The organism is Massilia atriviolacea (genome assembly GCF_003953935.1).
Lineage (GTDB): Bacteria > Pseudomonadota > Gammaproteobacteria > Burkholderiales > Burkholderiaceae_D > Telluria_A > Telluria_A atriviolacea.
In genome coordinates, this window is record NZ_RXLQ01000001.1 from 205,309 (window position 1) to 219,739 (window position 14,431).

The window sequence follows — 14,431 nt, forward strand, 5'->3', positions numbered from 1 at the left end:
CGGCCCTGGCAAGTCCCTCTTAACCAACTGAAGCGATCAAGAAAAAATGACAACCGTATTTGCGATGCCCGTGTTCGATGCCACGGTCATCTTTGAAGGAAATGAACTGTTCAAGGGCAAAGGCTCGGCCAGCATGTGGGCCGAAAAACTCGCCGCCGAGATCGGCAGCGAGGTGGGCGTCGAGAAAATCGGCACCGGCTGGGTCCTGACCGGCCGCGTCGATGGCGAGGACTGCCGCTGGGGCATCCACGGCCAGCGCCTCAAGCGCGTCGTCAGCGCAGCTGCGCAATAGCGTCGCTGCGCACCTTCAGCATCTTTTCCAGCGCCGGATCGCGTTTGTACACGTCTTCCGGAAACAGGGCCAGCCCTTCGCGGTCGGTCACGGCGGTCGAATAGAACAGCACCACCGGGATCGGCTTCTTGAGGCTGACGGTTTTCATCGGCGCCGGCTTCATCAGCGTCTCGATGACCGCCGGGGTCATCTGCGGCTGGTCGCCGAACACGAACTTGGCCAGCCCGGTCGGGTTTTCGACGCGGATGCAGCCGTGGCTCAGGTCGCGGCGGCCGCGCTTGAACAGGCTTTGCGCCGAGGTCGAGTGCAGGTAGATATTGTCGGTATTCGGCATGGCGAACTTGACCGCGCCGAGCGCATTGCGCGGCCCCGGGCGCTGGCGCACGCGGTACTGGCCGGCGCGCAAGCCGTCCAGCGTCGCCGCGTCGACCGTCGACACCGGCGCGCCGCCGGCCAGCGGCACCAATTCCATCTCGTTCTTGCCCAGGTAGCCCGGATCGCGCGCCAGCTTGGGAATGATTTCGCCTTTTTCTATGCTGCGCGGCACATTCCAGTAGGGATTGAATTCCACGTAGCGCATCGAGCCGACGAACAGCGGGGTCGGCGTCTTGACGGCGGCGCCGACGATGACGCGCATTTCGATCAGCGGATTTTTTTCGCCCGGCCCCAGTTCCAGCGCCCACAGGCGGAACGAGGGCAGGTTGACCGCGATCAGGCGCCCGTCCGGAAAGTCGGGCAGCCAGCGCAGGCGCTCCAGGCCCAGTTCCAGCTGGCGCACGCGCCTGGTCAGCGGCACGTTCAGCGCGGCCAGGGTGCCGGCGCCGATCACGCCATCGTCATTGAGCGCGTGGCGCGCCTGGAAGCGCTTGACGCCGTCGGCCAGCGCGTCGGTATAGATGCCGGCCTTGGCCGGCTCGGCGGGTGCACTGGCGCTCAGGTCGCCCAGCTGGACCAGGCGCGCGCGCAGGGTGGCCACGCCGGCGTAGGAGGCGCCCGGTTCGAGCTTCTTGACGCCTTCGGGCAGCGGCGGCAGCGCCGTGAACGGCTGCTCGGCCAGCTTGCGGTAGGTCGCCAGGGTCGCCATCGTGCGCCGGTACAGCGGGATGCGCGGTTCGGACGCGGCCACCGCCTGGTCCAGGCGCTGGCTCAGCAGTGCCGTGCGCAGCTGGTCGACCGGATCGGTCCTGGTCAGGCGCGGGTCGGGCAGGCTGGTGTGGTATTCGGACTTGACCCGGCCCACGCGCAGGTCGGCCAGGTAGTGCAGCATGGCCTGGGTCAGGCCGGCGTCGAAGCGGGCGCTGGTGCGCAGGGCCGGATCGGCCAGCTGGCGCGCCAGGCCGTCGACGTTGTACTCGGCCGGCGCGAGGCCGTGCACGCCGGCGTTTTGCAGCAGCGAAAGGGCGGCGCTGGCCTGTTTGTAGCCGCGGTCCTGCCAGGCCGGCGCGTAGCCGCGGGCGATATAGAAGCGCGCCAGCCAGTCGCGTTCGTCATAGGGGCGCGAACCGCGCGTCGTCACGGCGGCCGCGCTGATGGCCAGGGTGCGCAATTCGGCGGCGATGCCGGTGGGCGCCGGGGCGGCAACGGCGGGTGCCGGGGCCGGTGCCGCTGCGCCGGCAGCGCCGTGAGGAAGCCAGACCACAAGCGCCAGCGCAATGGCGCCAAGGCGGAAGCTTCGTTTGCCGACGATCATTTAAGTTTCCAGACAGTAAAAACCCGACCATCTTAAACGAAGCGGTCGGGAATAAGGTCTACGTTGGCAAAAAGTTATAAAAATGGTAGCGCCAGCGCAACAAAATGTCGGCCTGCGCAGGCTGCTGCCGAGGACGGCTCGGCGAATGGTGCATCGTCCTGAGCAGCTTAGTGTTGTCGCCAGTGCATTTAATTTTCCTATGGAAACAAGTCAATGCCCGACAGGCCGCGCAAAGCCCGTATCGGGTCCTCAAAAGAAGCGGGAGGATGCGGCGCACGTGCGCACCCTCCCGCTGTCGATCGGACCGCGCGGCCGGCGTTTCGGGCTAGTAGCCGATTTCTTTCAGATAATCCGCACGCGCCGCCAGCGCCGTGTCGGCAAAATCGGCGAACACGCCGTCCACGCCAAGTGCGTAGAACTGCTTGTATTCGCGCTTCGGATCGCCCTTGTAGTCGAGCGCGAGGCGGCGTTTTTCGTTGCGGAAGGTGTAAGGGTGGACCAGCAGGCCGGCCTTGTGCGCGTCCGCCACCAGCGAGGTCGGGGCGGTGGTCGTGGTATCGGCCTCGTTGACCTTGCCGTCGCCGTTGGCGTCGACCACCTTGCCGTCCGCGCCGAGCGTGCCCCTGGTGCTGACGATGTAGCGCTTCCATGGGCCGATGGCGTCGGCATAGGTCTTGATCTCGGCCAGTCCGGCCGGCGTGACCATGGCGCTGAACAGGCGCTTGTCGCCCGCGACCGCCCAGTCGTACGGGCGGTCGAACGGCGCGGCGTAGGTGAGGGCGCCGGTTTTCAGGTCGACATCGTCGGCATCGATCAATTGCACCATGCGCAAAGTCGAGCCCTTGCCGCGCATGTACTTCAGGCTGCCCGGTTCGAAGGACTGCACGAACACCGGCGCCGCGCGGTTGTTCCAGCCGGCGGCGGTGAGCAGGTCCAGCAGCTTGTCTTCGAGCGGCAGGCCGGCCTGGCGGTGGAAGGTCGGGTTCTTGGTTTCCGGATACATGACGATGTTGCGGCCGCTTTTCTTGATCATGTCGACGATTTCCTGGATCGTTGCGATCTTGTAGCGCCCGTTGAATTGCTGCGGCCGTTCGGCGTCGGTGGAAATGCCGCCCAGGGTCTTGATTTCGGCCAGGGTGAAGTCGCCCGCGAACCAGCCTTCCTCGACCAGGCCGTCGACGTTCATCTTGCGCTTGCGGCTGGCGAATTCCGGACGCGAGGCGACGTCGGTGCTGTAGACCAGGTTGGGGTCGTGGCGCGCGATCAGCACGCCATCCTTGGTCGACACCACGTCCGGCTCGATGGCGTCGGCGCCTTGCTCGATGGCCATGGCGTAGGCTTCGACGGTTTCTTCCGGCAGATAGCCGCTGGCGCCGCGATGCGCCACCACCAGCGGCGCCTTGCCGTCGAGGGTGTTGAGGACGACCGGGTCGTTGCTGTTACAGGCGCCCAGCGCCAGGGTTGCCGCGCACATTGCCGCCAGATTCCTTTTGATTGCCATTACCAAGTCTCCGTAGATGAAACGCGGAATTCTAGGTGGCATCCATGACAAGCTGATGACGCCAGCACCGGTTCACCCCTGTCGAGCCCGTGTCCACCCCGGTGACAGGTCTGACATTCGGACACGAGCTCGACTATGGTTGAAGGATCGCCCACAGCTTCTTTTGTCGCGATCCCCCGGAAACGCGGCCCCGACCGTTGTAAGCTGCCGCGTCCCGTCGCAAATGTCGTGCGTCGACGCCGCGCGCAGGCTATGATCGTCCTGCATACCAGCACTCATCCAGCCGGGCAGCGTCCGGCCTCGACAGGGCGAATCCTTATGAAGATACGGCGTTGTGCAGTGCTGTTCATCGAACCGCGCGAAGACCTCGGCATCGACTGGGCGGCTTTATTCTCGGGCGCGGGCGCGCTCAGCGCCTCGCTGCGCTGGGTGGCGCTGGCGCCGCACCTGGACCGCGAAACGACCATCGATGCCGCCCAGGTGGCCGCCCTCGGCGCCATCGGCCAGACCGCCTGGACCGAGCGCGACGACGCCGAGCGCCAGGTCGGCGCCGCCATGCTCGACAGCCTGCTCGCGCTCGGCCTGCTGCTCGACGACGGCAGCGGCGAGAACCCCGCGCGCGAACGCGACGCTGTGCTGCGGGCCCAGCACTGGCGCCCGCTCTCGGCCGCCGCCCACATGTTCAGCCGCTGGGACGGCATGCTGGTCGACAAGGGCATGCATTTCCCCAGTTTCGAAGAACTGGTGCAAGCCTACGGCGCCCCGCCCGAACCCGGCATCGCCCATGGCGACAGTGCGCATGCCATCGCCCTGCCGCCCGCGCAGCCAGGCCCGCTGGACGCCCAGCTGCTGCAGCGCTATACCGGCCGCAACTACGATCCCGGCGCCGTGCTGCCGCTGGACGTGCTGGCGCGCCTGCTGCAGCGCACCTTCGGCGCCCAGGCCGAACGCATGGTGGCGCAGGAAGCGACGGTGTTCAAGAAGACCAGCCCCTCGGCCGGCGGCCTGCATCCGACCGAGGCCTACGTGCTGGCGCAGCGCGTGCCGGGCGTCGCGCCCGGCCTGTACCATTATCACGCTGTCAGGCATGCGCTGGAGCCGATGGCCGCGCTTGCGCCCGCGCAAGCAAGCGAGCTGGCGCGCCAGTTCGTGGCCGACCAGCACTGGTTCGTCGATGCTCCGGTGATGGTGGTGATGGCGGCGCGGGTGGTGCGCAATTTCTGGAAGTACCGCAACCACGCCAAGGCCTATCGCGCCCTGATGCTCGATGCCGGCCACCTGTCGCAAACGTTCTATCTGCTGGCGACGGAAGCGGGGATACCGGCCTTCGTGACGGCGGCCGTGAACGAAAAGGCGATCGAGCGCGCGTTCGGGCTCGATCCCCTGTCCGACGCGGTGCTCGCCGTGTGCGGCTGCGGTGTCGCAGCCGACGGCCAGACCACGCTGGAGTTACGCTATGAACAGTAGGCGGCGCCGCTTACGCGGTACCCGATAAAAAGAAGGGAATCGCGCCGGCGGCGCTATCGAGCTTGGACATGAAGGCCATGCGGTCGAGCGCGATCGCATCCTTGGCCGGCAGGCTGCGCTCGGCGGGAATCTGTCCCGGCGCGAGCGTAATCCCGAGGCTGCCCAGGGCCGCCACCGGGTCGCCCAGCAGGCGTGCGCGGAACACATCGTCGCTGGACAGTTTATGCAGCAGGGAGTCCATATCGCTATGCAGATGGGTCGTCATGATGGGGGCCTTTTCGTGTAGGAAAATGATGAGTCACGTAAGAGAAGCACCCAACCATCGTAGGATAAATATTGATCGGTATCAAGCTTTAGTGAACATAGCTATGTATTATTTTCGTCGCTGTTGGCGCCACCCATCACTTCGTCAAATAGGCGCAGAAAGTCCGGTAACAATTGGCTTGCCGCTTCGCCATCGCGCGCCATCAGGCGCTCTTCCAGCTCGCCAGCGGCGTGGTACAGGGCCAGGGCCGACAGGTTGCCGGCCGCGCCCTTGATCTTGTGCACCAGCAGGCCGGCCCGTTCCAGTTCGCCGCCGCCGAGCGCGTGTTCGATGTCGGCGCGGCTGGTGACGAAGTCCTTGGCGAACATCGACAGCAAACGCTTGAGCAGCGGGCCGTTGTGGCCCAGGCGCGCCATGGCGGCGCCGACGTCGATGCCGGGCAGGTGCAGCGGCGCGGCGCCGGCCTGCGGCGGCACGGGCGCGGCCGGCGCCGCCACGCGCGTCGGGTCGGGACGGATCCACTCGGCCAGCACGGCGTACAGGATGGCCGGCTCGATCGGCTTGGACAGGTAATCGTTCATGCCCATCGCCAGGCAGCTGTCGCGGTAGCCGGCCACCGCGTGCGCGGTCATGGCGATGATCGGCAGGTCGGCGTGGCGCGGATTGGCGCGGATGCGCGCGCTGGCCTGGTAGCCGTCCATTTCGGGCATCTGGATATCCATCAGCACCGCGTCGTAATCGTCCTGGTCGACCAGGCGCACCGCGTCGACCCCGTTGCCGGCCAGGTCCACGTGGACGCCGGCGCGGCGCAGGATCTCGCTGGCCACCTGCTGGTTGACCAGGTTGTCGTCCACCACCAGCACGCGCGCGCCCAGGATGGTTTCCGCCGCCTGCGAAGGGAAGGGCGTGGCATCGCGCGACGGCACGGCGGCGTCGAAGCCCATGGTCGCCAGCACGCTGTCGAGCAGCTGCGAGGCGGTGACCGGTTTCACCAGGAAGGCGCCGATCCCGGCTTCCTCGGCCGCCGCCTTGATATGGTCGCGCGCGAAGGCGGTGACCATGATGATCGACGGGATCGCCGCCAGGGTCGGGTCGTCCTTGATGCGGCGTGCCGTTTCCAGGCCGTCCATGTCGGGCATGTTCCAGTCCATCAGCACCAGGTCGTAGGCTTCCAGCTGCAGCGCGAACAGGGCGGCCGCGCCGGAACCGACCGCGCTGGCGTCGAAGCCGAAGCTGCGCAGCTGCAGCTCCAGCATTTCGCGGGTGGGCGCGCTGTCGTCGACCACCAGCACCTTCTTGCCGCGCGCGCCGGCGCCGGCCTGCAGGCGCGCGGCGCCCTGTGCCGGCGCCACGTTCAGCGTCAGCGTGAAGTGGAAGCGGCTGCCGCTGCCAAGTTCGCTGTCGACGCCGATCTCGCCGCCCATCTTGCGCACCAGCTGCTGCGAAATCGCCAGTCCCAGCCCGGTGCCGCCGTAGATGCGGGTGGTGCTGGCGTCGGCCTGGGCAAAGGCCTGGAACAGGCGCTCCTGCTGCTCGGGCCTGATGCCGACTCCGGAATCCTCGACCGAAAAGCACAGGCGCACCTGCTTCTCGTCGCCCTGCCAGTCCTTGGCGCGCTCCACGCGCAGCTGGATGTGGCCGTGCGCGGTGAATTTGAGCGCGTTGCCGACCAGGTTGATCAGCACCTGGCCCAGCCGCAGCGGGTCGCCCATCAGGATCTGCGGCACGTCGGGGGCGGCCCAGATCACCAGTTCGAGTTCCTTTTCGGCGGCGCGCCAGGCAAACAGGTCGACGATATTGGTCAGCGTGTCGGGCAGGTCGAAGGGCACCACTTCCAGTTCCAGCTTGCCGGCCTCGATCTTGGAAAAGTCGAGGATGTCGTTGATGATGTCGAGCAGGTTGTTGCCGGCCCGGGCGATCTTGCGGAAGTAGTCGCGCGGCTTGGCGTCCAGTTCCAGGTGGGTGCCCAGGCCGGCGAAGCCGAGGATGGCGTTCATCGGCGTGCGGATCTCGTGGCTGATATTGGCCAGGAATTCGCTCTTGGCGCGCGTGGCCGCTTCGGCGCGCGCGCGCGCCTGTTCGATCAGGCGCAGCGCGTTGGCTTTCTGGAAGGCCGACACGAACGGCTCCTTGAGCGCCTTGAGCAGTTCCAGGTCGCTCTCCTGCAGCGGCACCTGCGGCGCGCGGTTTTCGAACACCAGGAAGCCTTCGATGCGGTGCTCGATGCAGATGCGCACCGCCAGCTGCGCGTGGCCGGCGCGGCTGCCGGCCCTGGCGCCGGCACGGGTCAGGTAGATGTCGGTGGTGATCATCTCGGCCGCGTCGACATAGCGCGCTTCGGCCTCGCGCAGCTCCATGCGCTCTTCCACCGGCGCGCCGCCGTCGCGGTCCCAGGCGGCGCGCACGGCCAGGCTGTCGGTATCGGTCTCGCGCACCAGCGCCCAGGCGGCGTCGATCCCCTTGATGAACATCGATTCGCGCAGGATGGTTTGCAGCAGGGCGTCGAAGTCGAGCTGCTCGTTGATCGACTTGACGATGGCGTTGAGTTTTTCCAGGTGCTGGGTGCGCGAGTAGACCAGCGCCTGCAGCGCCGCGCGGCTGCGTTCGAGCTGGCGCACGCGCCAGCGGTACAGCCCATACATGGCCGCCAGCGCGGCCAGCACATAGGCCAGGTAGGCCCACCAGGTCTGGTGCCAGGCCGGCAGCACTTTGACGCGGATCGACAGTTCTTCGTCGGCCCAGACGCCGTCGCGGTTGGCGCCGCGCACGCGCAGGCGGTAGGAACCCGGCGCCAGGTTGCTGTAGGCCGCCACGCGCCGGTTGGCGTCGTTGTCGACCCAGGTCTGGTCGTAGCCTTCCAGCCGGAAGGAATAGCGGTTGCGCTTGGCGTCCGAAAAATCGAGGGCCGCCACTTCGATCTCGAAGCCCTTGATCCCGGGCGGCAGGATCAGGCGGCTGTCGCGCTGCGCCAGCACCTGCGCGCCGGGCACCGGATGGCCGTCGGTGCGCAGGGAGCTGATCGCCAGCGGCGGGCGGTATTCCCAGTTGGCCAGGCGCGAGGGATGGATCACCGTCAGGCCGCCGGTGGCGCCGAACAGCAGGTCGTCTTCCGGGGTGGCGGTGGCCGCGCCGATGAAGTAGGTGGGAAAGCCCAGGCCTTCGGCGCGCGCCAGCGGGCGCGCTTTCAGGCTGCCGCTGTCGATCACGGCGATGCCGTTGCCGGTGGCGGCCCACATGCGCGCGCTGCGGTCCAGGCGCAGGGCCGACACGGCGCTGCTGGGCAGGCCGTCGTTGAGTCCCAGGCGCCGGAACACCGGCGCGCCGAGCGGGGTGCGCATTTCCAGCACATTGATGCCGCCGCCGTGGGTCGCCACCCACAGGCGCCCGCGTCCGTCCATGGCCAGCGCGCTGATCACCGGGTCGGACAGGGCGCTTTCGTTGCTCGGATTGGCGAGGATCTGTTCGATCTTGCCGCTGACCGGATCGAGCCGGTTCAAGCCGTTGCGGGTGCCGATCCAGAGCGCGCCGCCGGGGTCCGTCATCAGGGCCTGGATGCGGTTGTCGGTCAGGCCTCCCGGACCGCTGGTGTAGCTGGACAGGGTATTGGCGGCCGGGTCGTAGCGCAGCAAGCCTTCGAAGGTGCCGAGCCACAGCTGGCCGCCCTGGGGGGCGATGGTGCCGATGCGCGGGTAGGGGTTCGCCTGCGGCAGCGCAATGCGCGTCACGCTGCGCCCATGGTCCGAGGTGCGGTACAGGCCCAGCTGGGTGCCGATCCAGGCTTCCTGCGGGCTCGCTTCGGCCATCGCCAGCAGCATGCGGTTGGGCAGGGCGCTGTCCAGGCGCGCCGGGTCCGGGCGCAGCGCCGCGCTGCGCGTGCCGTCCGGGTCGATCAGGTCGACGCCCTGGTCGGCCAGGCCCAGCCAGACCCGCCCGCCGGCGTCGGTCATCATGGCGCTGACCGCCGCTTCCGGCAAGCCCTGGGCGCCGAACACGGCGGCCACGGCGCGGTTGTTGGGATCATGGAAATCGACGCTGCGCTCGTTGCTGACCCAGATCAGGCCACTGCGGTCGCGCAGCAGCGCCGCCGCGCGGTCGTTGGCCAGGCTGGCCGGCACCGCCGCCTGGTGCAGGATGCGGTGCGCGCGCAGGGTGGCGGCGTCGATGTCGATGATGCCGCCGCCGTAGGTGCTGGCCCACCAGCGCCCCGGCATGATCTCGGCGATCGCCAGCACCATGTTGGCGTGGGCGTCGGGGACGCCGTCGAGCGTCATCAGGCGCGCCCGCGCTCCGCCGGCGTCGACCAGGCCGATCCCGCTTTTGAGGGTGCCGAAAGCGACCTGTCCACGGCTGTTTTCGCCGAACGAGAGCACCGCGTCGCGCCAGGCGCCGTCCATGCCATTGTCGCCCACCTGGACCTGTTCGAAGCGCCCGCTGGCGGCATCGCGCCGCGCCAGGCCGCTGCTGGTGCCGATCCACAGGTTGCCCTTGCGGTCCAGGTGCAGGGCGCGCACGCGGGCGTCGGGCAGGGCGCCCGGCACGCCCGGCTCCGCGCGGTAGTGGCGCACCGCGCCGCGCGCCGGGTCGATATAGTCCAGCCCCGACGGCGTGCCGACCCAGACCCCGCCCATGCCGTCGCTGGCGATGGCGTTGATGGCGGCATCGGCCAGGCCGGCCGCGCCGGCCGGAAAACGGATGAAACGTTCGTGCATCTTGTCGTACATGGCCAGCCCGCCGGTGGCGGTGCCGATCCACAGGCGCCCGCGCCGGTCGACGTGCAGGGCCTGGATGAAGTCGGCCGGTATCGAATACGGGTCGGCGGCGTTGTGCACGAAAGTGAGCATGCGGTAGCCGTCCCAGCGCCCCAGCCCGCGCTGGGTGCCGATCCAGACAAAACCGTCGCCGTCCTGGGCCAGGGCCATCGCCACCGGATGCGGCAAGCCCTGTTCCAGGCCAATGTGTTCGAACAGCGGCGTCGCCAGCTTTTCCCAACGGTCCGGCGCACCCGCCGCCGCCAGCGCGGAACCGGCGAACAGGCAGAGCGCGGCGATCAATGGCGCCAGCCAGCGGCGCCGCGAAACGCGGGGTTGGCGACGGCCGGGTATGGCGAGGACGTTCAAGTCGGGACGCGCTCCTGTCGGTGGAATCGGATGCCGCGGCGTCCCCGGGGACGGGCCCGCCTTTCCTGAAAGCATACGCACTTGTCCGGACACTGTCTATTCGCCGCACTCCAGCCGTATTTGTTTGGCAATGTTGCGCGCCGGTTTGAGGTCTAAGGTGTTGCGATAATCCAAAACGATGCCGGAACGGCAAGCAGGGCGCGCCGCCGCTGTCGAAATTTCCAATTGGCATCATTGAAAGAAAGCTGCACGACAAGCGGAACCTTGGCGCTTGATTGGCCTCAAACCAGGCCATTCACGCTTTTGGAAGAGGAACCCGGCATGAGTAAGATGAGCTTGATCGATTGGGAGTATCGCGCCGTGACACTTGCCTGCAGCACTTTTACGTTGTTACTGGCTGCCTGCGGCGGCGGGGACGGCGAGCGCGCGCCGGCCCAGGCGCAGACCGCCGCCGGCGCCACGGTGCCGCAGCAAGCCAGGCCGCCCGACCCGGCGGCCGACGACGAGCAGGCCGGCGCCGGCGGACCGGATGCCGCGCCGGGTGCCGCGCCGGTAGCCGCGCCGGCCGCCCAGGTGCATGATGTTGCGCCGGAGTCGTTCGCGCCGCCCGTCTACGCGGCCGCCTCGGGTGACGAGCAGCAGGCGCGCGCCGCCGTCAGGCCGGACCGCGCGCTGTACGTGTCGCCGCAGGGGGCGGACGACAATCCCGGCACGGCCGCGCTGCCCTTCCGCACGCTGGCGCGGGCCGCGCGCGCGGTGGCGCCGGGTGTGACCGTGTACGTTGCGCCGGGCACCTACAGCGGCGGCATCCGGACCACCGCCAGCGGCCGCGCCGACGCGCGCATCGCCTTCGTCTCCACCGAACGCTGGGGCGCGCGCATCGTGCCGCCGGCCCGCTCGGCCAGCAAGAGCGCGTGGGACAACCGCGGCGACCATGTCGACATCGTCGGTTTCGACATCGACGGCAGCGACCATCGCGGCGGCACGCGCTGGACCGGCGGCATCTACAACGGCGGCTCGCACGACAGCATCCGCAGCAACCACGTGCACCACATCGCGCGCGAAGCCCCCTGCAACAGCAGCGGCGGCGCCGGCATCGGCGTGGACAGCTACTATCGCGGCGTGCAGTCGCACGTCATCGCCAACCTGGTCCACGACATCGGGCCGGCCGGCTGCCGCTTCATGCAGGGAATCTACGTGAGCACCTCGGGCAGCGTGAAGAACAACGTGGTGTACCGCGTGGCCGAAGCGGGCATCCACCTGTGGCACGACGCGCGCGACGTCATCGTCGCCAACAATACCGTGACCGGATCGAACACCGGCATCGTGGTCGGCGGCGGCGACTTCTATCACGCTTCCGGTCCCAACGACCGCACGGCGGTGTACAACAATATCGTCTACGACAACAGGATGGGCATTTCGGAGCAGGGCCGCACAGGGCCCAACAACAGCTACCGGAATAACCTGGTCTACAAAAACACCACCTACGACTGGCGCCTGAAAAACGGCCTGACGCACAGCGGCACGGTCAGCTCGGCGCCGCTGTTCGCGGGCGACACGCAGGCGGACCTGCCGGACTTGAGCCTGAGCGCCAGCTCGCCGGCGATCGGCCGGGCCACGCCGCAGCATGCCGCCGCGACCGATTTCAATGGCCGTCCGCGCAATGTGTTTTCGGGCTACGACATCGGCGCGTATCAACACTGAGCACTGGGAACACGCGGCGCCGGCCGGTGCCGCGTGTTCCACATTTTTCTTTACATCCTTGCAAAAGCCGGGTTAGACTGCGTGCCTTCGCAAGAGAACCCACTACTGAATCGAGAACCTGACGTGCCTGTACACAGCCAATCTATCTGCTGACGATATCGGATTGACCTGCCCGGGGTGTCGCTTTCACCAGCGCCCGGCAGGCTGTGCATGCCGCTTTTCCACGACCTGTGCGTCGTGGCGTAGTTCTCCCTTTGTCGTCAGCTCCGATCTACACCATGGAGCGCATCATGACGAACTTCGTTCAACATCTGGAATTACAAAAATACCCGTCCACCCGCCATCTGGAAGGCTCGCAGCTGCAGCAGGGCGATAACGGTTTCGACAAACCGGGCAAGCGCTACGACACGCGCGCGCCCTACGCCGCGCTGGCCGGGCGCCACATCGTGGTCGAAGAAAAGCTCGACGGCGCGAATGCGGGCGTGAGCTTTTCCGAAGGCGGCGAACTGCTGCTGCAAAGCCGTGGCCACTACCTCGCCGGCGGCGGACGCGAACGCCAGTTCAGCATCTTCAAGCGCTGGGCCGCCGCCCACGAGAGCGCGCTGCTCGAGCGCCTGGGCGAGCGCTACGTCATGTACGGCGAGTGGCTGGGCAAGAAGCACAGCGTCTTCTACAACCACCTGCCGCACCTGTTCTGCGAGTTCGACATCTACGACCGCGACAGGCAGGTGTTCCTGTCGACCGCCGCGCGCGCCGTCCTGCTGGGCGAGGCGCCGGTGCTGCCGGTGCCGGTGCTGTACGCGGGAATCGCGCCGCCGCGCCTGGCCGACCTGAAAGCCTGCATCCGCTTTTCGCTGGCCAAGACCGCGCGCTGGCGCCAGGACTTCGAAGCGACCGTCGAACGCGAAGGACTGGACCTGGCCAAGTGCTGGGCCCAGGCCGACAAGTCCGACCTGGCCGAAGGCCTGTACATCAAGGTCGAGCAAGACGGCGTGGTCACGGCGCGCTACAAATGGGTGCGCAGCGACTTCGTGCAGGCGATCCTGGACTCGAAGATGCACCACTCGCAGCAGCCCTACGTGCCGAACCAGCTGGCGCCCGGGGTCGATATCTACGCACCGCGCCTGACCACGACATGGGAAGACCTGGGCCTGGCCGCCGAAGGAGCCGAATGATGGACAAACTGACTTACAAGGCCATGGCCGCGCACGTGCCGGCACCCGGCGAGGCGCCCGACTGGGCCTGGTTCCTGCACGCGATTCCGGCGCTGGCCCTGCTGGCCACGACGCCGCAGGACCCGTACTACCACGCCGAAGGCGACGTCTGGATTCACACGCGCATGGTGATCGAGGCGCTGATGCGCGGCGCCGAGTACATCGACGGCAGCGACGAGGACCGCTTCATCCTGTTCTATGCGGCGCTGCTGCACGATATCGCCAAGCCGGCCACCACGGTCGTCGATCCCGACTCCGGGCGCATCGGCCAGCCGGGCCACTCGCGGCGCGGCGCGGTCGATGCGCGCATCCTGTGCTGGCACGCGGGCGTGCCGTTCGCGCTGCGCGAACATCTCTGCCGCATCATCACCGTGCACCAGCTGCCGTTCTTCGCGCTGGGCGGGAACAAGAACGGCCAGCCGGCCGAATTTTTGATCCGCAAACTGTCGCACGAACTCGACCTGCGCCTGCTGTCGGCGGTGGCGCAGGCCGACATGGAAGGGCGCTGGTACGAAAAAAAGGACGACTGCCTGGTCGACATCGCGCTGTTTCGCGAGTTGGCGCGCGAGGAAGGCTGCTACGGCACGCCCAAGGCCTTCGCCGATGCGCATACCCGCGTCGCCTACATGCGCGGGGCGAGCATCGCGCCCGGTTTCGCGCATCACCAGCATCCCGGTTCGCGCGTGACCGTGATGTCCGGCCTGCCGGCATCGGGCAAGAACCACTGGGTCGCGGCCAACCGCGCGCGCCTGCCGGTGGTGTCGATCGACGACGCGCGCGAAGAGCTGGGACTGCGCCACGGCGCGAATGAAGGCGCGGTGGCGCACCGGGCGGTCGATTTCGCCAAGGAGATGCTGCGCGATAAGGCGCCGTTCGTGTGGAACACCACCCACCTGAGCGCGCAGATGCGCAAGAAGACGCTGGACCTGCTGTATGCCTACCATGCCGAGGTCGAGCTGGTGTACCTGGAACAGCCGCCGAACGTCATCTTCAAGCGCAACACCGAGCGCGACACCAGCCTGCCGAACAAGGCGATCGAGCGCATGCTGTTCAAGTGGGAAGTGCCCTTGCCGACCGAGGCGCATGCGGTCGCGTATCCCCTCATGTAGCAAGCGACGCGCGGCCGGGAGATTGATATATGTACGGCCGCCAATTTGTCCCATAGCGGCCTCGGCATTGTT

General features: G+C 67.6%; 9 protein-coding genes. 5 read left to right on the forward strand and 4 right to left on the reverse strand.

What is annotated here, in order from left to right; genetic code table 11:
- Positions 1-46: 46 nt before the first annotated feature.
- Entirely contained in the window at positions 47-292 is a 246-nt protein-coding gene (locus tag EJB06_RS00905) for a hypothetical protein (RefSeq protein ID WP_126072113.1), read from the forward strand.
- On the opposite strand, the gene EJB06_RS00910 is transcribed toward EJB06_RS00905, so the two are convergent.
- On the reverse strand, positions 273-1,982 hold the full coding sequence (locus EJB06_RS00910; RefSeq protein ID WP_126072114.1) for a L,D-transpeptidase family protein: 1,710 nt from the start codon (positions 1,980-1,982) through the stop codon (positions 273-275). The genes EJB06_RS00905 and EJB06_RS00910 overlap by 20 nt on opposite strands.
- A 325-nt stretch (positions 1,983-2,307) precedes the next feature.
- Positions 2,308-3,483 carry a glycerophosphodiester phosphodiesterase gene (locus EJB06_RS00915; RefSeq protein WP_126072115.1) on the reverse strand — a complete coding sequence of 392 codons (1,176 nt, stop codon included), beginning with the start codon at positions 3,481-3,483 and terminating at the stop codon, positions 2,308-2,310.
- Between the two features lie 318 nt (positions 3,484-3,801).
- On the opposite strand from EJB06_RS00915, the gene EJB06_RS00920 reads away from it, so the two are divergent.
- Complete coding sequence (locus EJB06_RS00920) at positions 3,802-4,950, forward strand: putative peptide maturation dehydrogenase (RefSeq protein ID WP_126072116.1); 1,149 nt, start codon at positions 3,802-3,804, stop codon at positions 4,948-4,950.
- Between the two features lie 10 nt (positions 4,951-4,960).
- On the opposite strand, the gene EJB06_RS00925 is transcribed toward EJB06_RS00920, so the two are convergent.
- Together EJB06_RS00925 and EJB06_RS00930 are read right to left on the reverse strand one after the other, a co-directional pair.
- Complete coding sequence (locus tag EJB06_RS00925) at positions 4,961-5,215, reverse strand: NHLP-related RiPP peptide (protein WP_126072117.1); 255 nt, start codon at positions 5,213-5,215, stop codon at positions 4,961-4,963.
- A 101-nt stretch (positions 5,216-5,316) separates the two neighbouring features.
- Complete coding sequence (locus EJB06_RS00930) at positions 5,317-10,266, reverse strand: hybrid sensor histidine kinase/response regulator (RefSeq protein ID WP_229426873.1); 4,950 nt, start codon at positions 10,264-10,266, stop codon at positions 5,317-5,319.
- 387 nt (positions 10,267-10,653) lie between these two features.
- On the opposite strand from EJB06_RS00930, the gene EJB06_RS00935 reads away from it, so the two are divergent.
- The 3 genes from EJB06_RS00935 to EJB06_RS00945 all read left to right on the forward strand — a co-directional run bounded on the left by EJB06_RS00935 (position 10,654) and on the right by EJB06_RS00945 (position 14,359).
- Positions 10,654-12,036 carry a DUF1565 domain-containing protein gene (locus tag EJB06_RS00935; protein WP_126072119.1) on the forward strand — a complete coding sequence of 461 codons (1,383 nt, stop codon included), beginning with the start codon at positions 10,654-10,656 and terminating at the stop codon, positions 12,034-12,036.
- A gap of 290 nt (positions 12,037-12,326) precedes the next feature.
- On the forward strand, positions 12,327-13,211 hold the full coding sequence (locus EJB06_RS00940; RefSeq protein ID WP_126072120.1) for an RNA ligase family protein: 885 nt from the start codon (positions 12,327-12,329) through the stop codon (positions 13,209-13,211).
- 8 nt (positions 13,212-13,219) lie between these two features.
- Entirely contained in the window at positions 13,220-14,359 is a 1,140-nt protein-coding gene (locus EJB06_RS00945) for an AAA family ATPase (protein WP_198420747.1), read from the forward strand.
- The last annotated feature ends 72 nt before the right edge of the window (positions 14,360-14,431 follow it).

Bases quoted from the DNA above. Each gene is read 5' to 3' on its own strand.
- EJB06_RS00935 (WP_126072119.1), top strand. From the start codon at position 10,654: ATGAGTAAGATGAGCTTGATCGATTGGGAGTATCGCGCCGTGACACTT.
- EJB06_RS00920 (WP_126072116.1), top strand. From the start codon at position 3,802: ATGAAGATACGGCGTTGTGCAGTGCTGTTCATCGAACCGCGCGAAGAC.
- EJB06_RS00905 (WP_126072113.1), top strand. From the start codon at position 47: ATGACAACCGTATTTGCGATGCCCGTGTTCGATGCCACGGTCATCTTT.
- EJB06_RS00940 (WP_126072120.1), top strand. From the start codon at position 12,327: ATGACGAACTTCGTTCAACATCTGGAATTACAAAAATACCCGTCCACC.
- EJB06_RS00925 (WP_126072117.1), bottom strand. From the start codon at position 5,215: ATGACGACCCATCTGCATAGCGATATGGACTCCCTGCTGCATAAACTG.
- EJB06_RS00915 (WP_126072115.1), bottom strand. From the start codon at position 3,483: ATGGCAATCAAAAGGAATCTGGCGGCAATGTGCGCGGCAACCCTGGCG.
- EJB06_RS00910 (WP_126072114.1), bottom strand. From the start codon at position 1,982: ATGATCGTCGGCAAACGAAGCTTCCGCCTTGGCGCCATTGCGCTGGCG.